The organism is Corynebacterium freiburgense, from assembly GCF_030408815.1.
GTDB classification, from domain to species: Bacteria; Actinomycetota; Actinomycetes; order Mycobacteriales; family Mycobacteriaceae; genus Corynebacterium; species Corynebacterium freiburgense.
In genome coordinates, this window is the sequence record NZ_CP047355.1 from 78,404 (window position 1) to 100,621 (window position 22,218).

General features: G+C 49.1%; 24 protein-coding genes and 5 tRNA genes. 22 read left to right on the forward strand and 7 right to left on the reverse strand.

Annotated features, from left to right (window positions below; translation table 11 throughout):
- Positions 1-207 precede the first annotated feature (207 nt).
- Positions 208-432 (reverse strand): hypothetical protein, encoded by a 225-nt coding sequence (locus tag CFREI_RS00370; protein ID WP_027011599.1) that lies wholly within the window; start codon positions 430-432, stop codon positions 208-210.
- Positions 433-465: 33 nt separating this feature from the next.
- Between CFREI_RS00370 and CFREI_RS00375 the strand changes: the two genes are divergently transcribed.
- The 3 genes from CFREI_RS00375 to CFREI_RS00385 are packed head-to-tail and all read left to right on the forward strand — an operon-like array spanning position 466 to position 2,134.
- The gene (locus tag CFREI_RS00375; protein ID WP_027011600.1) at positions 466-837 is read left to right on the forward strand and encodes a hypothetical protein; all 372 of its coding nucleotides are present in this window, start codon (positions 466-468) and stop codon (positions 835-837) included.
- Between the two features lie 42 nt (positions 838-879).
- Positions 880-1,686, forward strand: a complete 807-nt coding sequence (locus CFREI_RS00380) for a hypothetical protein (RefSeq protein WP_156907677.1) — start codon at positions 880-882, stop codon at positions 1,684-1,686.
- A gap of 19 nt (positions 1,687-1,705) precedes the next feature.
- Positions 1,706-2,134, forward strand: coding sequence for a GtrA family protein (locus CFREI_RS00385; RefSeq protein ID WP_027011601.1), 429 nt, complete (start codon positions 1,706-1,708; stop codon positions 2,132-2,134).
- Here the strand turns inward: CFREI_RS00385 and glfT1 are convergent.
- Complete coding sequence (gene glfT1 / locus CFREI_RS00390) at positions 2,131-3,048, reverse strand: galactofuranosyltransferase GlfT1 (RefSeq protein ID WP_027011602.1); 918 nt, start codon at positions 3,046-3,048, stop codon at positions 2,131-2,133. The two genes, CFREI_RS00385 and glfT1, sit on opposite strands and share 4 nt — an antisense overlap.
- 221 nt (positions 3,049-3,269) lie before the next feature.
- Between glfT1 and CFREI_RS00395 the strand changes: the two genes are divergently transcribed.
- From CFREI_RS00395 to CFREI_RS00415, 5 genes are read left to right on the forward strand one after another with little or no spacing between them, the layout of a single operon-like run.
- Positions 3,270-4,262: a metal ABC transporter substrate-binding protein gene (locus CFREI_RS00395; protein WP_084170629.1), complete on the forward strand. Its 993-nt coding sequence runs from the start codon at positions 3,270-3,272 to the stop codon at positions 4,260-4,262.
- Between the two features lie 60 nt (positions 4,263-4,322).
- On the forward strand, positions 4,323-5,036 hold the full coding sequence (locus CFREI_RS00400; RefSeq protein WP_027011604.1) for a metal ABC transporter ATP-binding protein: 714 nt from the start codon (positions 4,323-4,325) through the stop codon (positions 5,034-5,036).
- Entirely contained in the window at positions 5,037-5,912 is an 876-nt protein-coding gene (locus CFREI_RS00405) for a metal ABC transporter permease (RefSeq protein WP_027011605.1), read from the forward strand.
- A complete protein-coding gene (locus tag CFREI_RS00410; protein ID WP_027011606.1) occupies positions 5,909-6,757 on the forward strand; it encodes a metal ABC transporter permease in 849 nt (282 codons plus the stop codon). Before CFREI_RS00405 ends, CFREI_RS00410 begins: the two co-directional genes overlap by 4 nt.
- Positions 6,758-6,781: 24 nt before the next feature.
- Positions 6,782-7,330 carry an isochorismatase family protein gene (locus tag CFREI_RS00415; protein ID WP_027011607.1) on the forward strand — a complete coding sequence of 183 codons (549 nt, stop codon included), beginning with the start codon at positions 6,782-6,784 and terminating at the stop codon, positions 7,328-7,330.
- On the opposite strand, the gene wzt is transcribed toward CFREI_RS00415, so the two are convergent.
- Together wzt and wzm are read right to left on the reverse strand one after the other, a co-directional pair.
- A complete protein-coding gene (gene wzt / locus CFREI_RS00420; protein WP_027011608.1) occupies positions 7,323-8,141 on the reverse strand; it encodes a galactan export ABC transporter ATP-binding subunit Wzt/RfbE in 819 nt (272 codons plus the stop codon). The genes CFREI_RS00415 and wzt overlap by 8 nt on opposite strands.
- A gap of 22 nt (positions 8,142-8,163) precedes the next feature.
- Complete coding sequence (gene wzm, locus CFREI_RS00425) at positions 8,164-9,108, reverse strand: galactan export ABC transporter permease subunit Wzm/RfbD (RefSeq protein ID WP_084170630.1); 945 nt, start codon at positions 9,106-9,108, stop codon at positions 8,164-8,166.
- A 40-nt stretch (positions 9,109-9,148) separates the two neighbouring features.
- Here wzm and CFREI_RS00430 point away from each other — a divergent pair, with 40 nt between their 5' ends.
- The gene (locus CFREI_RS00430) at positions 9,149-10,384 is read left to right on the forward strand and encodes an aminotransferase class V-fold PLP-dependent enzyme (protein WP_027011610.1); all 1,236 of its coding nucleotides are present in this window, start codon (positions 9,149-9,151) and stop codon (positions 10,382-10,384) included.
- Here the strand turns inward: CFREI_RS00430 and CFREI_RS00435 are convergent.
- On the reverse strand, positions 10,381-11,346 hold the full coding sequence (locus CFREI_RS00435) for an NAD(P)H-quinone oxidoreductase (RefSeq protein WP_027011611.1): 966 nt from the start codon (positions 11,344-11,346) through the stop codon (positions 10,381-10,383). The two genes, CFREI_RS00430 and CFREI_RS00435, sit on opposite strands and share 4 nt — an antisense overlap.
- Before the next feature lie 78 nt (positions 11,347-11,424).
- Here CFREI_RS00435 and CFREI_RS00440 point away from each other — a divergent pair.
- From CFREI_RS00440 to CFREI_RS00450, 3 genes are all read left to right on the forward strand, one after another.
- A tRNA-Ser gene (locus tag CFREI_RS00440) sits at positions 11,425-11,514 on the forward strand.
- Between the two features lie 127 nt (positions 11,515-11,641).
- A complete protein-coding gene (locus tag CFREI_RS00445) occupies positions 11,642-11,983 on the forward strand; it encodes a DMT family transporter (RefSeq protein ID WP_027011612.1) in 342 nt (113 codons plus the stop codon).
- On the forward strand, positions 11,983-12,297 hold the full coding sequence (locus CFREI_RS00450) for a DMT family transporter (protein WP_027011613.1): 315 nt from the start codon (positions 11,983-11,985) through the stop codon (positions 12,295-12,297). Before CFREI_RS00445 ends, CFREI_RS00450 begins: the two co-directional genes overlap by 1 nt.
- Here the strand turns inward: CFREI_RS00450 and hisC are convergent.
- Positions 12,284-13,306 carry a histidinol-phosphate transaminase gene (hisC, locus tag CFREI_RS00455; RefSeq protein ID WP_027011614.1) on the reverse strand — a complete coding sequence of 341 codons (1,023 nt, stop codon included), beginning with the start codon at positions 13,304-13,306 and terminating at the stop codon, positions 12,284-12,286. The two genes, CFREI_RS00450 and hisC, sit on opposite strands and share 14 nt — an antisense overlap.
- Before the next feature lie 81 nt (positions 13,307-13,387).
- On the opposite strand from hisC, the gene CFREI_RS00460 reads away from it, so the two are divergent.
- The 5 genes from CFREI_RS00460 (at position 13,388) to CFREI_RS00480 (ending at position 17,070) form a co-directional block, all read left to right on the forward strand.
- Positions 13,388-13,479 (forward strand) — tRNA-Ser (locus CFREI_RS00460).
- Positions 13,480-13,496: 17 nt separating this feature from the next.
- Positions 13,497-13,569, forward strand: a tRNA-Arg gene (locus CFREI_RS00465).
- A gap of 399 nt (positions 13,570-13,968) precedes the next feature.
- A complete protein-coding gene (locus CFREI_RS00470; protein WP_027011615.1) occupies positions 13,969-15,549 on the forward strand; it encodes an SLC13 family permease in 1,581 nt (526 codons plus the stop codon).
- 98 nt (positions 15,550-15,647) lie between these two features.
- A tRNA-Arg gene (locus CFREI_RS00475) sits at positions 15,648-15,720 on the forward strand.
- Between the two features lie 63 nt (positions 15,721-15,783).
- Complete coding sequence (locus CFREI_RS00480) at positions 15,784-17,070, forward strand: hypothetical protein (protein ID WP_027011616.1); 1,287 nt, start codon at positions 15,784-15,786, stop codon at positions 17,068-17,070.
- On the opposite strand, the gene CFREI_RS00485 is transcribed toward CFREI_RS00480, so the two are convergent.
- Entirely contained in the window at positions 17,067-18,089 is a 1,023-nt protein-coding gene (locus CFREI_RS00485) for a prephenate dehydrogenase (protein ID WP_420834522.1), read from the reverse strand. The genes CFREI_RS00480 and CFREI_RS00485 overlap by 4 nt on opposite strands.
- Before the next feature lie 20 nt (positions 18,090-18,109).
- Between CFREI_RS00485 and CFREI_RS00490 the strand changes: the two genes are divergently transcribed.
- The 5 genes from CFREI_RS00490 to CFREI_RS00510 all read left to right on the forward strand — a co-directional run bounded on the left by CFREI_RS00490 (position 18,110) and on the right by CFREI_RS00510 (position 22,210).
- The gene (locus CFREI_RS00490; RefSeq protein WP_027011618.1) at positions 18,110-18,637 is read left to right on the forward strand and encodes a tRNA adenosine deaminase-associated protein; all 528 of its coding nucleotides are present in this window, start codon (positions 18,110-18,112) and stop codon (positions 18,635-18,637) included.
- A 40-nt stretch (positions 18,638-18,677) separates the two neighbouring features.
- The gene (locus CFREI_RS00495; protein ID WP_051255759.1) at positions 18,678-19,121 is read left to right on the forward strand and encodes a nucleoside deaminase; all 444 of its coding nucleotides are present in this window, start codon (positions 18,678-18,680) and stop codon (positions 19,119-19,121) included.
- A 93-nt stretch (positions 19,122-19,214) separates the two neighbouring features.
- Complete coding sequence (locus CFREI_RS00500) at positions 19,215-19,421, forward strand: CsbD family protein (protein WP_027011620.1); 207 nt, start codon at positions 19,215-19,217, stop codon at positions 19,419-19,421.
- A 47-nt stretch (positions 19,422-19,468) separates the two neighbouring features.
- Positions 19,469-19,559: transfer RNA gene (locus CFREI_RS00505), tRNA-Ser, on the forward strand.
- 209 nt (positions 19,560-19,768) lie between these two features.
- Positions 19,769-22,210 carry an MMPL family transporter gene (locus tag CFREI_RS00510; protein ID WP_027011621.1) on the forward strand — a complete coding sequence of 814 codons (2,442 nt, stop codon included), beginning with the start codon at positions 19,769-19,771 and terminating at the stop codon, positions 22,208-22,210.
- Positions 22,211-22,218 lie beyond the last annotated feature (8 nt).

Below are 22,218 nucleotides of genomic sequence, written 5' to 3' on the forward strand. Positions count from 1 at the left end.
TGCGGGTTTGTCGAGCTTATTCTTCTTTTCGACGCCCAACTCTGCCCGTGTTATTAGTCACCTTCAAGGTTTCTATGATCCAGTTGCGAGTTTAAGGTCCCTGGTCCGCACGGATCGGTTGCGTGCTTCATAAGTGCTGATTGTGGATTGTAGTGATTTTTCTAGCTACCAAGGAATTTGTGTTCTTGGGGGTAGATATTGGTGGTTTTATAGGTCCATAAGTTGCCGAATTTCCTCAGGAAGTTCTTCTTGTGAAGTTATCTGTGCCCCTTCATATTCATTGAGGATTTCGTAGACCCGAACGCGATCTTTGCTATCAAGCAATGGGAGTTCCTGCGCCATCAACATGGTCATGAAATTATCTAGCGGAGCACTCGTGTTTTCGGCAGCGATGTGCGGTGCTGGAGCCTTCTTTTTAAACAAGCCAAACATGCACACAACCCTACCTCGACTATCGTGGCCAATATGAACCTAACTCGTACTTTTGGCGCTGGATTGATAACCGCCATTGCTGTGCTTCCAGATTATGTACCTAATAAGTGGCTTCGACGGGTCATCATTGCTGCTCTTGTAGCTGCTGGTGTTTATTACATCAATAATGATGAAGACCCTGAAAATGACATTACATTTGATTCGCTTGAACTAGATGGCACCGAAGACGGTCCTGTGGTTACTTGGCTCAAGATTGGCGGAGGACTTGGTGCGATATTTGCTGCTACTAAGTTAAACCTGCAGTTGGGGGCGTTGTTACGCAAGATTGGTTTGCGCCGCCCACACACGCTTATGGCAATGGTTTTCTGGGCATTTGCATTGTTTGGTTATACACCAAAGAAATAGTTGTGTGGACGCGTCAAACAAAAAGTAACTACCCTTGCTTTTATGACGCACCGCGCACCTAGAACCGCGCTGCTCCATGCGGAACTAGCCCACCATGATGGTGCTATTCAGCGCACAATTGGAATTAATGATGCGCTTTCACTCGCGGAAGTAGCGGGAGTGTTACGTACCTGTTTCAATCTCCAAGCTAATTCTCCTTGGTCGTTTCGGACTGGATCGGAGCCCCTGGATTCGCAGGATTGCCTTCACCAATATCCTCTGCTCACGTTCCAATGGGGGTTGTGGGATATCCATTTGGAAACACTAGAAACCTATCCGCGTGATCGAGGAACACCTCGGGCTTTGTGTATCGCGGGTTCTGGTTCGCTTTCTGGCGAGTTTGACCCCAGTGGAATCAATGAACTGCTTACGGGTAAAGCAACCACACAAGCAGTGTTAAAAAAGGTGCACCCAGAGGTGGCTTCGATCATTGAACGTTCGCGAATTCGCGATTTTGTTTCGCTACTTCAAGCTTTGGATCTTTCTACACCAACGAAATCTACTAAGCGGACACGTCAAGAGCTTCCTCTCGAAGAAGATGCGGCGGGTAGAGACGCGTTTTGGTCACTGATTTTGGCGTTGAGTTGTTTAAGTGGTCCAAGGCTTACAGACCACATTGCAGAAACCACCATGGAGGCACTGGGTTGGGTTGATGATGATGATTCCCGGTTGTCTGCTGACGGCATTCGGGCATTATGTGCGTCTTCTTTGAAAGTACTCCGAACCATTGTGGGAAATTCAGTGGTGGAGCGTTTAGATTGTTACCGCGATTTACTCCGGGCCCCAGGATTCATGGAGGAAAGCGAATAAACGTGTAGCATTCCGGTACGTGACTGAAGTTTCAACATCAAAGAATCTCACGGCTCGGACCCAGGCAATTCGCTTTATTATTTCGGGTGGCGTGGCTGCGGTTGTAGATCTTGGGTTTACCTATGTTTTTCAGATCATTCTTGGCTTCGGTCCTGGACTGGCACGCACTGTGGGGTTTATTTTTGGCACCCTGACTGCATATATGATTAACCGCCGCTGGACCTTTGAGGCGGAGGCGTCGTCAAAGCGTTTTGCTGCTGTAGTACTGCTTTACACGATTACATACGGTGTGAATGTCGGTGGCCATAAATTACTATTTTTCCTACTGGAACAGCCATTAGGGGAGAAGCCCGCACTGCTGGTGGCGTTTCTTATCTCCCAAGGCACCGCCACCGTAATTAACTTTGTAGTCCAGCGTGTGGTGATATTTAAAAATGCCTCAAGTTAAGGGCGATCAAATTTTTCCTGACGCCCTAACTTGTGTAATTTAAGCCATTCAATAAAGCCCGCTGGGTCACGTTGTTGCACGAGGAAGAACCAACCAAAGCGCGCGTATTCCTGTGGAAGCAGGTGGCGCATTCCAGGTTGATTCATTAAATATCCCCGGTTGCGGTACGTAAAGTAGCGTTTTTGTGCATTGTCTGGGTATTGGGTATGCATTCTGCCTCGGAGTATCGGTTTGAATTCATCCGAGCCATCGGGGTGGAGGTATGCAGCTGTGAGGCACGTGCCAAATTTTAAGCCTGAACGTACAAGCCGGCGGTGGTATTCGACTTCGTCTCCTCGGATAAACAGTCGGAAATCTGGAACCCCAATCCGTTCGATAGCATAACTGCTAATTAGGGCGCCATTGAACAAAGATGCGATGCCGGGTAAAAGATCGTCTTCGGGATTTTTGGGATCAATAAGTTCAGAGCGCCACCGCCGCCATTCAATTCCTCGACGCAAGGGAAATGCTAGGCGGTCCGGATTTTCCAAATTGCAGACGACTGGTGATATTTCTTCTAAATTATGTTTTGCGGCACAATGTAACAATGTTGTGAGCACGTCGCTGTCTTCCGGTTGGCCGTCATCATCAGCGCACCATACTGCTTCTGCGCCGAGCGCTAAAGCTGTAAGGAACCCGTAAGCGAAGCCTCCGGCCCCTCCTAGATTTCGGTGCGAGGCTAAGTATATTCCCCTTTCACCTGCTATTTCTTCAACTGCCTGCGCCACTTCCGGCTCATTGCCATTATCGACCACAATGATCCAATGCGCGGGAGTTGTTTGGGAGGCTACAACGTCAAGGGAGTGGCGGAGGAGTTCTGCTCGTTGGTGGGTGACGATAACGGCTGCAATGGTGTCGGTTGGGGAAAGAGGCATGCCTGTATTCTCCCACATTTGTAATTTCGCGACCCACCCAAGAGTGAGATTGCACACTTTTAAAATATGTGCGCAAGTGAGTAATTGTGATCTGGTTTAGTAAAAAATGCTGGACAAAACCCGAATTTTTTACTTTGATGAACTCGAAAATACCCCCGAATTGAATCAATCATATTCAGTTCTTAGTTCGCTCAAATAAGTGTAGCCTAAACTCGGAGTTCATGGGAACCAACTTCAATAAAAAGATCAGCCGCCGCGGGTTTTTCCGTGGCGTTACAGCAACGATTGCCGCCTGTGTTTGCGCGGGTAGTCTTGCTGCTTGCAGTACAAGCGACGTTGAGAGCAAAGTAGATTCACCAGCTGGAGACTCCAAAGCAATTACCGTGTTCGCGACCACTGGGTATATTGGTGACGCGGTGAAGAACATTGCTCCTGATGCAGATGTAACGATTATGGTTGGTCCTGGTGGCGATCCCCATACCTACCAGCCAACAACTCAGGACATTTCGAAGATCCAAGAGTCTGACCTGGTGTTCTGGACTGGTCTGCATATGGAAGCACAAATGATTGATCAATTGGAAGCCCAAGGAGATCGTCAAGTAGCTGTTGGTGAATCAATTCCAAAAGAAGACCTTTTGGATTGGCCAGAACTCGGCGAGGGTGGGGAAAAGCTCTACGACCCACACATTTGGAATAGTACGTCCAACTGGAAGCACGTAGTTGACGCAATTGCCAAAAAGCTCAGTGAGACTGATGCTGCAAACGCGGATACCTACAAGAAAAATGCCGAGAAGTACTCCAAGGAAATCGACGAAACCGCTGCATACGTAAAAGAACAAATTGACGCCATCCCGGAGGAAAAGCGCATCCTTATCACCGGTCACGATGCGTTTAACTACTTTGGTAAGCAATTCGGAGTAGAAATTCACGCAACTGACTTTGTGACCTCCGAGTCTGAGCTTTCTGCCACAGAGCTTACGGAGTTGGGCGAGTTTATTGCAGAAAAGAAGATCAAGACGATCTTCCAAGATAACCTCGCGAATCCGCAGGCAATTAACTCCCTGAAGGAGACTGTGCAGTCAAAGGGCTGGCAGGTAGAGATTTCCGATAAAGAACTCTATGCGGACTCACTTGGTGCAAATGCTCCAACCGATACCTATATCGGGATTATGAAGTACAACGCGGATGCGATCCGTGCCGCGCTTGCAGGCTAAAACCTTTTCATCGACGCCTCATTTACGGGGCGTCGATACGCATGCTTAAAGAAGGAAGACATGGACGCGCTCAGCATTGCTGGTTTGAATGTTGCCTATGGGAGTTATCGTGTAATCGAAGATGTAAGCATGAAGGTCCCCATGGGTTCGGTTATGGGGCTTATTGGCCCGAATGGTGCAGGTAAATCCACCATTATGAAAGCCGCAATTGACCTGATCCCAAGGCAATCTGGAAATGTTGCCTTATTTGACCAACCGCTCGATGCGGTACGTGACCGTGTTGCCTATATGCCGCAGGCGGCATCGGTTGACTGGGATTACCCGATTACCGTTGAACAAGTCGTTGGAATGGGGCTGTATTCCAAGCTTGGTTGGTTCCGTCGGATGACTCCAGAGCAACGAGGGCAGATCACCACTGTTCTTGAACGAGTAGGTATTCCTGAGCTGGCAAAACGACAAATTTCCGAGCTGTCCGGTGGACAACGCCGAAGGGTCTTTGTTGCCAGGATTTTGGTGCAGGCACCAGACCTCTACCTCCTTGATGAACCATTTGCTGGGGTGGATGCCGCTAGTGAACGAGTAATTCGTGGTGTGTTGCACGGTCTTCGAGACGATGGCGCCACCATCGTTATTGTTCACCACGACCTTTCGACGGTTTCAGAATTCTGTGATCACGTAACAATAGTGAACCGTACTTTAATTTCTACTGGTCCAATTGAGCAGGCCTTTACCCGTGAACACGTTAATGAAGCTTTTGGTCTGGGGCTGATGTAAATGAGCCTTTTGGATTTTCTCGCCGAGTTTTCCTATCGCCGGATTATTTATGGCACGGTGCTTATTGGTGCTTGTTCGGGTGCCATGGGTGCATTTTTATACTTGCGGAAACAATCATTAATGTCTGACGTGATTGGTCACTCTGCAACTCCAGGTGTGATGGGCGCGTTCTTGTTTGTCGGGCTTTCTCCGTTGATGTTTGATGGCAGGTCCATGCCGATTATTACGCTTGGCGCACTGGTCACTGGACTACTAGCAGTAGTACTTGCCAATAAAGTGGCGGAGACTACCCGTATTGGAATCGACGCCACTATGGCCGTTATGCTTTCGCTTTTTTTGGGTGGTGGTTTGTTACTACTGCAAATTATTCAACGGAGTCGCATCCGCGGAAAAGGCGGCATAGAAGAGTTAATGTTCGGTAATGCTGCAACATTAACCAATTTGGATGTGGTGACGATTGCTGTGGTGAGTGGCGTAGTGTTGTTGTCTCTGATTGCGTTTTGGCGTCCGTTTACATTAATGACCTTTGATCCATTAATGGGGCGAGTTGCCGGAATGCCTATGCATTGGCTGGATCCGCTGCTCTTTGGGCTAATAGTGTTGGCCATTGTAATTGGTGTAAAAGCCGTAGGACTTATTCTTATGATCGCGTTCGCGGTATTTCCTCCCGCGGCTGCGCGCCAGTTTTCACGCACGGTAGCTCGCATGGCGTTCCTTTCGGGCTTGTTTGGTGCCGTTGCGGCAGTGCTTGGAACCTATATTTCTGTAGCGGTTGGCAAAATTCCCACAGGTCCAGCGATCGTGCTGGTACTGAGTGTCATTGTCGTAGTTTCTATGATTTTTGCACCGAAACGATCAGGGGTGGCGGTTTCATGAGTTTCGCAGTTTCTGTAGCAGTGCTTGCCGCTGTTGTTTCTGTTACGTGTGCTTTGCCGGGTGTAGTGTTGGTTTTGCGTAGGCAAGCAATGCTTTCTGACGCCCTCGCACACGCGGTTCTACCAGGCATTGCGATCGCCGCTATTTGGGCAGGATCACCGCGTTCGCCACTTTTAATAATCGGCGCAACTATCGGTGGAGTGGTGGTTATCGCCGCAACCGAATGGTTGCGTGGACGAGGCCGATTTACTGAAGATTCTGCCACTGGTTTAATTTTCCCGGCCTTTTTTGCCATCGGCGTGATTATTATTTCCACCCGGCTAACCACCTCCACAATTTCCGAACACACTGTGCTTGTTGGTGATCTTAATATCGCGGCATTAACACACTGGATTGTTGGTGGGTTAGATCTTGGCCCGAAAGATGCATGGGTTGTTGGTGCAGTTGGACTTTTGATGGCAACAGTGCTGCTATTAGCTCAACGACCTCTAACAATCTCTACATTTGATCCGGTATTTGCTACGGCCATTGGTATTAAGCAACGTGTTCTGAACTACGTCATTATGGTGCTGGTATCACTCACTGTGGTAGTTGCGTTTAATACAGCTGGTGCAGTGCTCGTTGTTGCGCTGATGATTGTGCCTGCTGCAACTGCGTTATTGGTCACGAATTCCCAAGGCGCAATGTTTATGGTCACGATGCTTGTGGCACTGGTGAGTTCCCAGGTGGGATTTTGGGTCGCATATCAATTAGATGCGGCAACATCTCCAACTATGGCACTAGTGAATGGGATTATATTTCTGGTTATATGGCTATTTATGCGAGTAAAAGCGGTGCGAGGATAACAAGTTTTTAGCTATCGTGGCGATATGAGTACCGCACTACTAATCATCGATGTCCAAGATTCGTTCCGGAAAATTCCTAGTTGGGAAGGGATATCGGATCCGGACATTGCCGCCAAGATAGCGAGACTTGTGGACCATGCCAGAATGAAAAAACACTTTATTGTTTGGGTGCTTCATGCCGACCTAGGCACCAGGGGGCCTTTCGATCCGGCGAATGGTTTGGTGCAGCTCCAGCCGGGTCTTGTTCCCAAAAGTGGGGAACCAGTCATTACAAAAACCAGCCACAATGCATTTACCACTACAAACTTGCAGCAAATGTTGACGTTTCGGGGCGTCGATACTATTCAAGTCGCAGGAATTCGTACTGAACAATGTGTAGAAACCACCGCTCGTTTAGCCTCGGATCTGGGCTATGAGGTGGAACTAATTAAAGATGCAACTGCAACCCACCCCCTTACGGTCCGCGGCCGGGAAACCCCCATCCCAGCAATGGAGGTTATTGACCAAACATGCAACGTGCTTTCGGGTCGCTTTGCCAAAATCACTACTATTGCAGAAGTATTGGCTAGTTAGACTTTTTAGCAGCAGCCTCCGCTTTTTCTTTTTCCATGCGTTCCATTAATCGACGAACATGGTCTGCGGCGCCTTTGCCTTCATAAGCCTCAACGATGTCATCGACTGCTCCAGCCTGACGGATTTCGCCGTGATCTACCCAAAGCGCGGAATCACATAACTGGGCCAGAAAGTCATTTGAGTGGGATGCGAACACCAAGATACCAGAACGTTCGACAAGCTCTTGTAATCGTGTGCGAGCCTTAGCCATAAACGCTGCGTCAACGGCACCAATACCTTCATCGAGGAGAAGGATCTCAGGTTCGATAGAAGTGACGACGCCCAGGGCTAAGCGAATGCGCATACCCGTGGAGTATGTTCGCAACGGCATTGAAAGATATTCGCCAAGTTCGGAAAAGTCGGCGATCTCATCCATTTTTTCTTTCATTTGTTTCCGGGTTTGGCCAAGAAACAAACCACGAATAATAATATTTTCGTATCCAGAAATCTCCGGGTCCATGCCCACGCCTAAGTCGAAAACGGGTGCGACGCGACCATCGATCAGTGCGGAACCACGTGTTGGTTCGTAAATGCCTGACAATAACCGCAAGAGAGTAGATTTCCCCGCGCCATTGTGGCCCACCAACCCAACACGATCACCTTCCCTGAGGTGAAGATTAATATTTTTAAGAGCCTCGACGACCACAACATTGTTTGAGTTGCGACCAATTGCTCCACCCGCTGCGCCGAGGAACGCCTTTTTCATTGAGCGAGACTTAGCATCAAAGATGGGAAAGTCGACGCAGGCATTGTAGGTATCAATGGAGACCATTAGAGTAGTGCCTTTCCCTTTACTAAACCCAATAACTGACGCGGAAACGCCATTGCTTCATTGCTAATAAGGCTAAGATTAGACCACCAAAGGTGCAGCCAATAACTACCCACCAATGGTAGGCAGGGAGGTCTACACCAATGAGCGGTGCTCGCACGACCTCCATATAGTGATATAAAGGATTGAGTTCGGCAATTCGGGCGCGAGATTCAATTTCGCCTCCTTGTTCCTTCAATGTTTGAGTGGTCCAAACGATGGGCGTCACATAGAACAGCAACTGTGTCAGTGCCTCCAAAAGGGGGGAGACATCGCGGTATCTTGTTGCTACAATCCCAAAAAACATAGATACCCAAACGCCGTTCAATATAAGAAGAAATAAAGCGGGAAATGCGAGAAGTACTTGCCATCCTAAAGGTCTTGGGAAAACTAGCATAAGTACTACCCAAATAACCATGTTGTGTGCCAAGAATAGTGTTTGTTTCCACACTAGGCGATAAACGTGAACTGATAATGCGGAAGGAAGTTGTTTAATTAAACCTTCATTATCAATAAAAATGTCTGAGCCTTCTTTAATGGCGCCTGAGATAAAATTCCACATGATCAAACCTACGGTCACGTGCGGAAGAAACTCTGCTACCGGTATTTTAAATAACACTGAATAAAGTAGCCCGAGTGCTAATGCCATGACCCCAGTGGCGATTGTTATCCATAACGGCCCAAGGACACTTCGACGATACCGCTGTTTAATGTCTTGCCAACCTAACTGAAGCCACAACTCATGTTGGCGAAAACCTCTTACAAGATCCAACCAAGCGGCACGAAAAGTTTTGGACTGCGATGTTGGGGCGTGGGCAGGATCAATCCTTGTAATTCGCTTAATATCTTCCTGCCGAAACCTTTTAGATACTAATTCTGACACAAAGTCCACACTAGCTGTATAGTCGCGCAAATCGGGTGAAGCAGGCATACTAGGTGGGTATCTTCGCACGGCAAGGAGTGAGTAGCAGATGGTGTTTGACGTAGCCCGAGTACGCGGGCTTTACGTCTCCTTGAGTGACGGTTGGACTTACCTCAACGCTCATGAGAGCCCCCAAATACCTGAAAAGGTCTCTGGCGCAGTAGCGCGTTCCTTCCGCATGTCTCCTTCGGTTGCGCAGGTGGAGCCCTCTACAGGTTCACATTCGCGTTCGCAGGAGCGCGGGCGTCCCCTAGGGCGAAGTTTCGCGGCATCAGCACGTTGGGCGATTGCGGACCTAGTAGGCGCATCAGCCGAATGTGTTGTGCTCGGCCCAAGTTTGGAAGTGCTGTATCGTTCATTAGCTGATGCGCTACCATTCCGGTCGCACAGCGTTGTGCTTTCACAGGCAGATTCTCCGCTGCTTACACAGCCGTTTCAGCGTTCAGATATCGAGGTTGCATGGGCGCAGCCAGATCTAGGTACAGGCGATCTCCCAGACTGGCAATTCCGCAGTTTGATTACGGGAGGGACCCGTCTCGTTTCCTTTGCGGCGGCACACCCGTATGTAGGCAGTGTTGTTCCAGTGGAAGATATCTGCAATATAGTTCACGAGCGCTCCCGCGCCTGGGTTTTGGTAGATGCGACAGCAGTTATCGGATATCGGCCCATTGATATGGATGCTTGGGGTGTAGACATACTGGCATTCGATTGTGCCGCAATGGGTGGCCCAAATGTCGCTGCACTGGTCTTTCGTGATAAATCAATGTTCCCAAGATTAACCTCATTACGCGAAGGCGTAGAGGGGCCCGAAAAACTGGAACTTGGAAAGATGTCTTACGGCCTGCTTGGCGGTGTTGCAACACTTGTGGATCACCTTGCGGATTTGGATGAAGATGCCTATGGCAAGCGACGCCGTCGCCTGCATGTAAGCATGCAAGAGCTAAATTCTTATCTGCGCACCCTGAATAATTATGCAATTGAGTCATTGCGTGGGTTGTCACGTGTGCATTTGGTGGGAATTTCCGGCGAAGCAGCTGAATATGGTGATGTAAGTCGAATCGATAGGGTGCCACGTCTCACCTTTGTCATCCACAATGTGCCAGCAGACACCGTTCAACAGCGGCTTGCAGCCAATGGGCTTGTCACTACCGTAAGTCCCAGTGATCCACTGCTAAATGCTATGGGTGTAGAAGACGCCGGGGGTGCTGTGACCATTGGATTGGCGCCGTTCAACACTACAAACGATATTGACCAACTCACCAGAGTTGTGGCGTCGTTGGCTTAGGGCTCCGCAACAGTCAAAATAACCTTGCCGGTGACCTCACCAGAGGCTAGCGCGGCATGGGCGGATGCGGCGTCGGCAAGTGGATAGGTGGCATGAATTTGGTGTTGGATAGTGCCGTTTGCAAGCAGCGGCCACACATGCTCGACCGTATCTGCCACGATACGAGCTTTATCTTCAAGGTCGCGGGCCCGCAACGCAGTGGCGGAAATAGAACCTCGTTTGGTAAGCAGACGGGCGATATTAAGTTCACCCTTCACCCCACCTTGCATGCCAATGATCACAAGGTGACCGTCCATGGCAAGAGCGCGAATATTCGAGTCCAGATATTTTGCGCCCATGATATCTAGAATGACATCGGCCTTATTCTTCATAATCTCGGCGAAATCTTCTTCGCGATAATGAATCAAAATATCCGCGCCGAGTTTCCTACAAGTATCCAGTTTTTCCTGTGAGCCGGCGGTAACCGCGACCGTACAGCCCAATGCCTTGGCGAGCTGGATGGCAAAAGTTCCAATACCGCCAGCGCCTCCATGCACTAGTAGAGTTTGTCCTTTGTGGAGGCCAGCCAGCATAACAAGATTTGACCAGACGGTACAGGCCACCTCGACAATGCTTGCTGCCTCTGTAAACGAATAGCCTTTTGGAAGCGGCATGAGTTGCCCAATGGGGACCGCAACGAACTCCGCATAACCTCCACCGGCCAGCAAACAAGCAACAGCATCACCTTTTGCAAAGTGAGATGAACCCGGATCTTCTACAATTCCTGCGCATTCAAGGCCCATAATTTCGCTGGCGCCTGGAGGTGGAGGATAGTGTCCCGCAGCCTGTAATAAATCCCCCCGGTTTACCCCGGCCGCAAAAACTTTGACCAATACTTCACCTTCGGCAAGCTCAGGGGTGGGAACTTCTGTAAGTGTTAGCGAAGTCTTATCGCTTGGGTCCGCTAGTGTGATCGCCTTCATAGCTACCAGGCTAGGGCAAAATAGTGTTTTATGGGGAAGATCAGTTAAACTATTCCCGCTGCCTAAAATGGTAGCGATGGAAGTATGGCAGAGCGGCCGAATGCACTCGCCTTGAAAGCGAGCGTCCCGTGAAACGGACCGGGGGTTCAAATCCCTCTACTTCCGCCAAGTGTCTTGGTAGTTGCCCTAGTGAGTGAAAATTCGCTAGGGCTTTCGTATTTCGTGGCTGGGACGGTTCAAGGTTTACACTGATAACCAAGGCATTATCGATTCAGTCAGTGGGAGTTTCGGGTCTATGGGAGCGCCACCTTGGTTTTTGCTGTGTCTTGCAGTGGTCACAGAAGTGCTGGCTACATTGTCATTAAATGCAGTTTCGCATGGTCAATCGGTGTATTTCCCAATTATGATGTGTGGGTACGCCGCCTCATTTTACTTCCTGGGAAGAGTGCTTGCGTCTGGCATTACCATTGGAATTGTTTATGGTGTGTGGTCGGCCGGAGGAGTTACATTTACGGCTATCCTCGGCTATTTGCTTTTCGACGACCCCCTCACTCTTAATATGTGGCTAGGTTTCGCATGTATTTGCGCTGGGGTCTATTTAGCTAAATCAGAACCCAGGGCGGAGGTATCAGCATAGTGGCGTGGGTATGGCTCATCGGTGCAATCACTGCAGAAGGCGTGGCGACAATGTCTCTACGTGCTTCCAATGGGATGCAGAAGAAATACTGGATGATACTGGTATTTCTTGGATATGCCTTTGCTTTTCTTTTTTTAGCGCAAGCACTTGCGATCGGTATGCCTGTGGGGATTGCCTACGGCGTATGGGCCGCATGTGGTGTAGTTCTTACCGCATTATTGGCCCGAATAATGTTTCGGGATCCACTTACACCACGGATGGGTGTTGGATTTCTTTGCATTGCCACAGGTGTATTGCTTATTAACCTTGGATAGCTTCCCAGGCCTTCAAGAAGTGATTCATCTCAGTTTGGGTAGTAACAGTCACACGAATACCTTCTGGAAATGCGCGCACAAGAATCCCTTGGGTGGCTAATTGCTCAGCGGTTGATGCTGGCTCACCGGGAATCCACACAAAGTTCGCTTGAGATTCAACCGCATCCAATGCTGCGGCAACTCGGTTTCTTAGGCCAGCGACTTCATCGGTGCGCTCCATAAGTGCTTCCGAGGCGCGTAATGATGCTAAAGCCCCTGCTTGGGCAATAGAATTCACGGAAAATGGAATAGCCACCTTTTTCAATGCGGAAATAACAGTGTTGGATCCAAAAGCATAGCCAATACGAATGCCAGCCAGTCCGTATGCTTTAGAAAATGTACGCAAGCCCACAAGATTTTGGTATTCACCAATCAGGTTATGGGCCAAGGGGGTATCACTAGTCCGAACATACTCGAAGTATGCTTCATCGAGTGCAACTACCACATGATCAGGAACTGAATCCATAAAATTACGGAATTCTTCCATAGCAATAACGGTTCCAGTGGGATTATTTGGATTGCACACAAAAATAAGGCGGGTGTTTTCAGTGACGGCCGATGCCATCGCTTGAAGATCGACACGATGATCTGTGGTTAATGGAATCGCCCGCGGAGTAGCCCCCGCGACCTGAACAAATATTGGATATCCTTCAAAACTCCGCCAAGGGAAAATGACTTCATCGCTTGCTTCCATACAGGTGATTTGGACAAGTTGCTGGCACAATGCGGATGAGCCGCAGCCTACAGCAACCTGTGATGGGGGAAGATGGAGGTGGTCGGCGAGGGCGTCGATAAGCTCAGTGGACTGAAAGTCCGGGTAGCGGTGCAGTTTTGTCGCGGCAGCTTGCATGGCGAGCACGGCGGCAGGAAGCGGGCCGTGGGCTGACTCATTACTGGAAAGTTTGACGGCGCCTTGAGTGCGCACACCGGGAACATAATCTGGAAGAGCTGCAAGATCTGAGCGAATCATGCTGCAACCATACCCCGTGGCCTTGGAATTTGGAGACGGCCGCGCCGCGTCTGTAGGATAAGGAAGTCTCGCATTGCGCATGGAGGCGTGCCAGAGCGGCCGAATGGGGCTCACTGCTAATGAGTTGTCTTTTTAACGAAGGACCGGAGGTTCAAATCCTCTCGCCTCCGCCAAATGCAATGCTAGACCTGCGCCCGTAGCTCAACGGATAGAGCATCTGACTACGGATCAGAAGGTTAGGGGTTCGAATCCCTTCGGGCGCGCAACGTTTACCCGGACAATAAGTCCGGGTTTTGTATTTATATGCCACATATGGGGGTGGTTTAAGGGCGTGGAATAAACCACAACTAAGCGTGCGAATCTATGCAAAAGATTATATAAAACCCATTAAAACTGCAGGTAGAGAAACTCTGTATGTGTGTAGCGAGCTATAAAAACTGGGTGTAGTGAGAATGTCATCCTGTGAACTCTTGTTTGGTTGAAATTGAGAGCCGCATAAGAGTCGGGTGTAGGGCATGAACGTTGTACGTTTGATGTATGGCTCGATAACCATATAAAACTGGAACAAAATGTGGTGATTGAGCCGAATAAAAAGGATGCTTCACCAAACTCGGATGTTGGGTTAGGGGGAGCCGTTAAACAAACGAGCATAGGTAATTCTTATGAGCACAGAAGCGACGAAAGAATCCTCCGCAATCGATGCAGAGAATCTGGAAAATGGCGCCCATGACGCCGCTGCCTGGCCACGCCAAGCCGCCGGAATGATCGGGGGTATAGCCCTAGCATTACTGGTGTATTTCTTATTCCCTTCCTCTGCAGTTGATGCAGTCAACGCGACAGTTACTGATCCGGAAGCTGCATATACCGACCAAGCCATGCGTATTACAGCGGTGACCGCCGTGCTAATGGGAACTTGGTGGATGACTGAAGCCATTCCACTTGCTGTAACTGCATTAGTGCCACTAGTGGTTTTCCCGGTACTTCAAATTATCAAGTTTGATGCAATTGCGGCACCATACGCCTCGCCCACGATCTTTCTATTTATGAGCGGTTTTATCCTTGCGCTCACTATGCAAAAGTGGAATTTGCATAAAAGGTTGGCATTGCTAGTAGTGCTAGCCGTAGGGACGAAACCGAAGCAACTCATTGCGGGCTTTATGCTTGCAACAGGATTTTTGTCCATGTGGGTATCCAATACCGCAACAGCAGTGGTTATGCTGCCAATCGGGTTATCTGTATTGGTACTTACCGCAGGAATAGTCGGTGGACACGACAAGCAAAAGAATTTTGCGACTGCCCTTATGCTTGCGATCGCGTATTCAGCTTCGATTGGTTCACTTGGAACTATTATCGGTACACCACCGAATGCTCTACTTGTTGCATACCTTTCAGAAACGCATGATGTGCATATTGGATTTGGTCAGTGGATGCTTGTGGGGACCCCATTGGCGATTGTGTTTATGATTCTTGCTTGGTTTATCTTGATCAAAGTTTATAAACCAGAAATGAAGGATATTCCCGGTGGTAGGGAGATTATCCAAGCCGAGCTTGACGGTATGGGCAAGATGAAACGGGGCGAAGTGCTTACCGCGATTATTTTCGTTACTGCTGCGCTGTCCTGGATTTTCATTCCAATCGCGCTGAAACTTACAGGCTCGAAGCTCAATATTGCAGATTCAGCTATCGGTATGGTTGCTGCGATCTTGTTATTTATGATTCCTGTGGATAAGCAAGGTAATCGCCTAATCGATTGGCCAACCGCAGTAAAACTACCTTGGGACGTACTTTTGCTCTTCGGTGGCGGCTTGGCACTTTCGAAAATGTTCTCCGATTCTGGCTTATCTTTATATATCGGTGAATTGGCTAAAGGGCTGCAAGTCTTGCCAATTATCCTGATTATTGCGGCAGTGGCAGCAGTGGTTATTTTCCTCACTGAGTTCACTTCAAATACCGCGACAGCTGCGGCGTTCCTACCAATTATTGGTGGCGTTGCGGTAGGTATTGGACTGACTGCAGCGGGTGAACAGAACGTGCTACTGCTTACCATTCCAGTGGCGCTCGCGGCAACCTGTGCATTTATGCTGCCAGTGGCCACCCCGCCAAACGCTATTGCTTTCGGTTCTGGCTATGTGAAAATCAATGAAATGGTACGCGCCGGACTGTGGCTCAATATCATTGGCATTATCTTGATCACCCTGGCTACCTACCTTCTTGCCATCCCAGTGTTTGACCTCGTTCTTTAGCGGGATTAGACACTGCATTACCGTGCCTGACCTGCTAATTTGCTGAATTGCGCAGGTCAGGTGTAATGTAACATCTCGTTGCACTCAGCAATCTCTAAGCGCCCGTAGCTCAACGGATAGAGCATCTGACTACGGATCAGAAGGTTGGGGGTTCGAATCCCTCCGGGCGCGCAATATAAACCCTACGTATCATTTTGATACGTAGGGTTTATTTATTGTGAGGAGTAAAAACTCATGAATACTGAATATGAGTTGCTTTCCAGGGTTAGGGGTCTGGAAGGAAAATTCATTACAGAGCAAGATTGCCTTGTTTTTCTCCGCCAGGCAGCGGAGATTCTTGGGGGAAAGCCGTTGACAATGATGGGGCCCAATCCGATATTCCGTTGGCTATTAGATAAGGATAGGGTACTTGAGATTTCTGTCCGCAAACCTGCAATAGACAGATCAATTACCATTCGGGTCCGTTCCTTTAATCATTGGCCGGTGATAGCCCGCCACGAGTACCGATCACTGGAATTAGCCGAAGAGTATTCGTACCAGCCGCCGTATAGGTGGATTAAAGAACTGGCTAATGTTCCTGATAGTTGGGAGTTTTACCCAGCAACACCGGTTATACGAAACTGGAAGGACTTTGATTTTAGCCTGGGCTACATACTCCAACACCTTCCAACAGATATTGCATTAACTCCGCCCGAATGGTTGGAAAAACTTAAAGTATTTGATCCGAAAAATGAACTTGAAATTTTCTTCCAGTGGGCGTGGAACCTCTCTGATGAAAGCGATTGGCGGGGCTTGACATGTTCGGCGTCAAGAGACGGCATGAGTCTGGTCGCGGCTAGGGAAGGAAGACCCGAAGTATTCGTGATTCCGCGGCGGAATTTAGAAAATGGCGACGTAGATATGACAAAAGTTATTGCAGCGTTTGCAGGAGACCAAGCTCCAGTGGATGGAATGAAATTTTTTAATGCATATGGTTTTGTGCCTGGAACATATCCGGTAACTTTGAGGGAAGGTGCTGTTCAGAATATAACTCCCGCTTATGACTATCCCAAAAACGTAATGCCAGTAGATGAACTCTCCGCATTTCTTTATGCACAAGCACAAGACCCATCTCAGCCTGAACGAAAACCAGTGAGAAAGCTGGAGAAACTCCATTTTCCAGTTACGCCAGAACAGGCGGCTGCCTATTTGCAAGAGTTTTTAGAAACGAAAGACTTTCGCCACGGTGAAAGTGGAGATGGTTGGGACGCGGAGATAACCCGCAACAATAGGTTCCAGCTACGGATTACCGGATCGGAGTCCTCAGAGGGAGTGAGCTACCACCCGGCAGAGTATCTAGAGGAAATACTAAAATATCTGGAAGTTACCCCAGGACAACGTGTATTAAATGTGGCTGAGAGCGATGGGGAAATTGCAGTCATCCTGGAATTGGAACTCGGTGCGGTTTCTCTTTCGCATTGGTTAGATACTATTGAAATTTTGGTTGATGACCTTGATACGTTGTACGACTTAAAAACCTAAAACACTTCGATTCTTGCGCCAAGGTCTTCAGCTTGGATTAATTGGTTTATCCATCCATCGGTGCCGGGTTGGAATCGTAGAACTGGTCGGTGGGAAATCTCATTGATGTTTTTGCGACCGCCAGAACGTGCCTCATACCGAATTCGTGATCGGTAGCCTGCGTCAACGAGTTCTTCAACGCTGGGTTTTGCTGCGGCGAGGTTGGCGCGGGCGTCGACAAGCAATGTAATGGCTTCATCGAGTGCAGTGAGTAGGGCAGCATGGTTGGTTTCGCACATGGCGCGCACCAATGAGGGGTTGGATCCAGCAACACGTGTGCCGTCTCGGAAGCTGCCTGCAGCAAGTGAAAGCGCGAGGGCGCCGCCATTATCTCCAACAATAGCGAGTGCTTCCGCAAGTAAGTGCGGTAAATGAGAAATACGTGCGACCGCTGCGTCGTGGTGCTGGACACGTGATGGAATTACCTCAGCCCCTACTCGTGCAGCCATTCGTACTACATCTTCCCAAAGCCGGATCCAGCGTTCTGATGCTTGGCCTTTGAAAGCGTGATCGAATGTAACTACCCATGCCGCCCCTTGGAAAAGATTCCGCTGCGATGCACTCCAACCGCTATCGGCAGTGCCTGCCATTGGGTGTCCACCAACATAACGATCTTGCATTCCGTGTTCGCAAACAAGTTCATATACTTCGCTTTTTACGCTCACGACATCGGTGAAACCACAGTTTGGGGCATGTTTTTCCAGTGCATTGAGCAAAGAAGCGATGGCGGGCATTGGGGTGGCTAATACAATAAGCGCATTTTCCACCTCGGCACGTTGCAGCACATCTGGTAGTGAGGAGGAAACATCAAATCCTTCTTCTAATGCTGCTTTTGCTCCGGAAGGCGAACGATTAAAGCCAAAAGTGGGATGTTCGCTGGCAGTGAGGTCGCGAAGTAGTGAACCTCCAATAAGGCCGAGTCCAAGAATGCATACAGGGCGGGAGATTGTTGTTGTGGTCACCTGACAAGTGTGGCACATTCAGGCTACGGTTACGGGTTATGAATGAAACTGAGCCTCTTGTAGCGCCCCTTCAGGGGTACGACGCAGATTCGAGTTTCGCGGTGGCAGTGTGCCGGACACCAACTGGTGCATGGTTCGTGACGGAACTACCGTCACGTTTCACAAGCATTGACGAAACAGTGAAGGCGATCCGAGATCTGCGCGAACATGGGCATGTATTTTCGATGAGCTGTGTGAATGATGATTATTTTATTGTCGCACGACCAGTGGATTCTGGTGCTCGAGTCTTGCTTTCAGATTCCTGTATGGCGGTAGCTGATGCATATGCTGATACTGCCCTGACTCTTACTGGAGACTGTGTGCCTGATTTAGGGGATTGTGATCTTGCCGATCCTTGCCCGGCAGGTGATTTTGGAATCCTGGAGGATTTTGGCCTTTCAGCTGCGACAATGCAGGCAATTTGTGGTGACTATGATTTGCTTCCAAGTGCGCAACTTGTATGTATAGCAACTGAATTGGGTTTTGATGCGGAGTTTGCCAAAGCGACAGATCTATACCTTGAGTAACTTGCCGAAACCAACTGGGCTGCTGCGCGACGAAGGTTATATGCGTCGCGCTTTAGAAATAGCCAAAACTACTCCGCGTTTCGACGTCCCAGTGGGTGCGGTTATTTTTGCTCCCGACGGCTCTGAACTGGCTGCGGCTACGAATCGCCGTGAAGCAGATCTAGACCCAACCGCTCATGCTGAGATATTAGCGATCCGTCAAGCTGTGCAAGCGTACGGGGATGGTTGGCGGCTAACTGACTGTACTATTGCAGTAACTCTAGAACCGTGCACAATGTGCGCTGGTGCGTTAGTTGGAGCGCGGATCGGACGTATTGTTTTTGGTGCGTGGGAGCCAAAGACCGGTGCATGTGGCTCTGTTTTTGATGTAGTACGTGACCCTTCAGTACTTCATAATGCAGAAGTTCGAGGAGGCGTACTTGAGTCCGAATGTGCGAAACTCATGGTGGATTTTTTCAAACACACCCAACTGAGACCTAGATAACAAACTTATATCAATCATTTCAGTGGGGGGGGGATGTGTATGTGTGTCCCCCGTAGAGTGGTGGAACCTTCAACTATGAAAAGGAGCCCCAATATGGGAGATCTAGGTAGTAAAGCTGAAAAGTTCGGTGGCAAAGCCAAGGAAGCCGTAGGCGAAGCAGTTGGCAATGAGAGCATGGCTGATGAAGGACGCGCAGATCAAACGAAAGCCGACGTCAAGGAAACGCTTAGCAATGCTGGTGAAGCCGTACAGAACGCCAAGGATAAAGTACTGGGTGCTTTCCAGAAAGACGATAAATAACCTGGGTAATTTGGTAGCTACCCGCTTATCCCGATAAGCTTTTTGGCGGTGGCGTGTCCGAGCGGCCGAAGGTGCTCGCCTCGAAAGCGAGTGTTGGGTAATCCCCAACCGGGGGTTCAAATCCCCCCGCCACCGCCAATAAAAACGTATCCCCTGGACATTTCGATGTTGGGGGATTGTTTTTATGAATCGGATGTTTCATTTCTCAGAGTGACCCCGATGTACTTATATGGCACCTGTGGTGTGGAAAGCATACGCTTCGCACACCTTGAGAATCTTCCGGGGTAGGCTTTCCTGGGAGACTAGTCTTTCTATACCATCGAGTAACCTGAGGAGTATTCTTCGCCGTGGCCAAGCTGCTATTCCGCATAGGCAGGTTCTCGTACCGCCGGAAATGGGCTGTTCTAGCTATATGGGCGGTTATTTTCGCTGCTATTTCTGGTTCGGCATCCGCATTTCAGCGCGGTTTTGATGATGTTTTTTCCATTCCGGGTACTCCATCTCAACGTGCTGCGGAGTCTTTGGTTGAGCTATTTCCTGACCAGAAAAATCCCTTAGAGTCAGCCGGTGTGAATATGGTGTTTGCGGCACCTGAGGGGCACCGTTTAGATGAACCTAAATATTCCCAGGCCATTGATGTTGTTATTGGGCGGATTGAAAAAGATCTGCCAGGGCTCACTGATACCCGCCGTTTTGGTAATCCTGTAAAGCTTAGTCCAGAGCTTATGCAAGGGATTATTGAGCAGGAGACACAGAGTGGTTTACCGTTGCCTATGGCGGAGAAAGACGCCTATAACTTGCGGCTTGTAAGCGATGATGGGCGTATCGGCTACACAACCTTTGGCATTGATGTTCCGCTTCCTTCGGCTGTTACTGAAGAGCACCGCAAAGTAATTAATGACGCCATGCAAGCTGGGCGTGACCTGGGGCTCACCGTGGAAAGTGGTGGTGCAGCTTTTGGCGATCCGCTGGTGATTAAATCGACGAGTGAGATTATTGGTATCGGTGTTGCTTTCTTGGTATTGCTCTTTACCTTTGGGTCCCTTATTGCGGCAGGTTTACCGCTGGTGACTGCAGTGGTAGGCGTTGGTATTGGTAGTGCTTCGATTATCCTTGCTACCGCTTGGGCGCCTCTTAATAACACCACTCCCGTGCTTGCGGTCATGCTTGGGCTAGCTGTTGGTATTGACTATGCATTGTTTATTGTTTCTCGATTCCGTAGTGAATATAAGCGTGCTCCACGGGATGAAGCAGCTGGCATGGCTGTAGGCACTGCCGGATCTGCTGTAGTGTTTGCGGGTCTTACAGTGGTAATCGCGCTTGTTGCGCTAACGATTGTGAATATTCCGTTTCTTACGTATATGGGCCTAGCTGCTGCGTTTACAGTGTCGGTGGCTGTTCTCGTGGCTTTGACACTTTTGCCTGCATTGCTTGGCGTTGCTGGTCAATATGCATTTGGATTGCGGATACCTAAAATCGGGAAAGAGTCTGATGAAAAAGGAACTTTTACTCGGTCAAAGGGTCGTGTGTGGGTTGGCTTTGTGCACCGTTTCCCCGCACTTGTGCTCACAGTTGTAGTTTTGGGTTTGGGGGCTTTGACAATTCCGGCCACTCGCTTAGAACTTGCGCTGCCATCGGATACCACTTCAAACCTCGACACTACTCAGCGGAAATCTGCTGATTTAATGAAAGAGGGTTTTGGCCCGGGTGTAAATGCGCCTTTTCTTTTAGTAGTGGATGCCCGTGAAGTTGATGCGCAATCTCAGGTGCTGGCTCCACTTGTTGGCGTCATGAAAGACGAAGCAGAGCGTAACGAACAAGAGTTTAAGCGCAAAGACGCTGCTGCATTGGCTTCGTTTCAGCATACTATTCAGCAATTTGCTACCCACCCTGGGGTAAAGCACGCGCAGATAATCGGCGTGAATGAAAAAAATAATGCGGCGCAAATGCTGCTTACTCCAAATTACGGGCCAGAGGATCCAATGACCAGCCAACTTATGGCTGCGCTACGGTCCCGTGAACAAACAATTGAGTCAAGTACTGGAATAGAGATTGGTATCACGGGTTTGACGCCTATCCAGCGAGACGTTACCCAAAAGCTCTCCGATGCGATGCCGATCTACTTGGGAATCGTTGTTGGCCTTGCAGTTTTGCTATTGCTGGTGGTATTCCGTTCGGTAATGGTTCCCGTTGTGGCTGGATTGGGCTTTTTGCTTTCTGTTGGTGCAGCATTTGGCGTGACTGTACTGTTCTGGCAGGAAGGTCTATGGGGAATGGTAAATACGCCAGGACCGCTGATTTCCTTTATGCCGATTTTCTTAATCGGTGTGACCTTCGGTTTAGCAATGGATTATCAAGTGTTCTTGGTGTCGCGTATGCGTGAACACTACACGCATATCGCAGGTAAGCCACAAAGCGGAAAGTACAACATTGTTGAAGAATCGATTATTGAAGGTTATACACTCGGTTCCCGCGTAGTTACCTCCGCAGCATTAATTATGATCGCGGTGTTTGTGGCATTTATTGATCAACCATTGCCTTTTATTAAAATATTTGGTTTTGCACTCGGCGCGGGCGTATTTTTCGATGCGTTTTTTGTTCGAATGGGATTAGTTCCTGCCGCAATGTTCCTGCTTGGAAGGGCTACATGGTGGATTCCAGCTTGGCTGGACCGTATTTTGCCAGTTGTTGATGTGGAAGGTGCCGCTTTGGAATCTGAGTGGGTGCGTCTGCAAGAGGAACGGGACCGACAGAACACCGAAAAACTCCATGCATTGCGTCAAGGCTAAACTCTTAT

Excerpts from the sequence above, each read along its gene's own strand:
- CFREI_RS00370 (WP_027011599.1), bottom strand. The coding sequence starts at position 432 with ATGTTTGGCTTGTTTAAAAAGAAGGCTCCAGCACCGCACATCGCTGCC.
- CFREI_RS00395 (WP_084170629.1), top strand. The coding sequence starts at position 3,270 with ATGGGAACCAACTTCAATAAAAAGATCAGCCGCCGCGGGTTTTTCCGT.
- CFREI_RS00495 (WP_051255759.1), top strand. The coding sequence starts at position 18,678 with ATGCGTCGCGCTTTAGAAATAGCCAAAACTACTCCGCGTTTCGACGTC.
- CFREI_RS00485 (WP_420834522.1), bottom strand. The coding sequence starts at position 18,089 with ATGTGCCACACTTGTCAGGTGACCACAACAACAATCTCCCGCCCTGTA.
- CFREI_RS00445 (WP_027011612.1), top strand. The coding sequence starts at position 11,642 with ATGGGAGCGCCACCTTGGTTTTTGCTGTGTCTTGCAGTGGTCACAGAA.
- wzm (WP_084170630.1), bottom strand. The coding sequence starts at position 9,108 with ATGCCTGCTTCACCCGATTTGCGCGACTATACAGCTAGTGTGGACTTT.
- glfT1 (WP_027011602.1), bottom strand. The coding sequence starts at position 3,048 with ATGCCTCTTTCCCCAACCGACACCATTGCAGCCGTTATCGTCACCCAC.
- CFREI_RS00405 (WP_027011605.1), top strand. The coding sequence starts at position 5,037 with ATGAGCCTTTTGGATTTTCTCGCCGAGTTTTCCTATCGCCGGATTATT.
- CFREI_RS00490 (WP_027011618.1), top strand. The coding sequence starts at position 18,110 with ATGAATGAAACTGAGCCTCTTGTAGCGCCCCTTCAGGGGTACGACGCA.
- wzt (WP_027011608.1), bottom strand. The coding sequence starts at position 8,141 with ATGGTCTCCATTGATACCTACAATGCCTGCGTCGACTTTCCCATCTTT.
- CFREI_RS00435 (WP_027011611.1), bottom strand. The coding sequence starts at position 11,346 with ATGAAGGCGATCACACTAGCGGACCCAAGCGATAAGACTTCGCTAACA.
- CFREI_RS00415 (WP_027011607.1), top strand. The coding sequence starts at position 6,782 with ATGAGTACCGCACTACTAATCATCGATGTCCAAGATTCGTTCCGGAAA.
- CFREI_RS00430 (WP_027011610.1), top strand. The coding sequence starts at position 9,149 with ATGGTGTTTGACGTAGCCCGAGTACGCGGGCTTTACGTCTCCTTGAGT.
- CFREI_RS00500 (WP_027011620.1), top strand. The coding sequence starts at position 19,215 with ATGGGAGATCTAGGTAGTAAAGCTGAAAAGTTCGGTGGCAAAGCCAAG.
- hisC (WP_027011614.1), bottom strand. The coding sequence starts at position 13,306 with ATGATTCGCTCAGATCTTGCAGCTCTTCCAGATTATGTTCCCGGTGTG.
- CFREI_RS00470 (WP_027011615.1), top strand. The coding sequence starts at position 13,969 with ATGAGCACAGAAGCGACGAAAGAATCCTCCGCAATCGATGCAGAGAAT.
- CFREI_RS00375 (WP_027011600.1), top strand. The coding sequence starts at position 466 with ATGAACCTAACTCGTACTTTTGGCGCTGGATTGATAACCGCCATTGCT.
- CFREI_RS00410 (WP_027011606.1), top strand. The coding sequence starts at position 5,909 with ATGAGTTTCGCAGTTTCTGTAGCAGTGCTTGCCGCTGTTGTTTCTGTT.
- CFREI_RS00480 (WP_027011616.1), top strand. The coding sequence starts at position 15,784 with ATGAATACTGAATATGAGTTGCTTTCCAGGGTTAGGGGTCTGGAAGGA.
- CFREI_RS00400 (WP_027011604.1), top strand. The coding sequence starts at position 4,323 with ATGGACGCGCTCAGCATTGCTGGTTTGAATGTTGCCTATGGGAGTTAT.
- CFREI_RS00380 (WP_156907677.1), top strand. The coding sequence starts at position 880 with ATGACGCACCGCGCACCTAGAACCGCGCTGCTCCATGCGGAACTAGCC.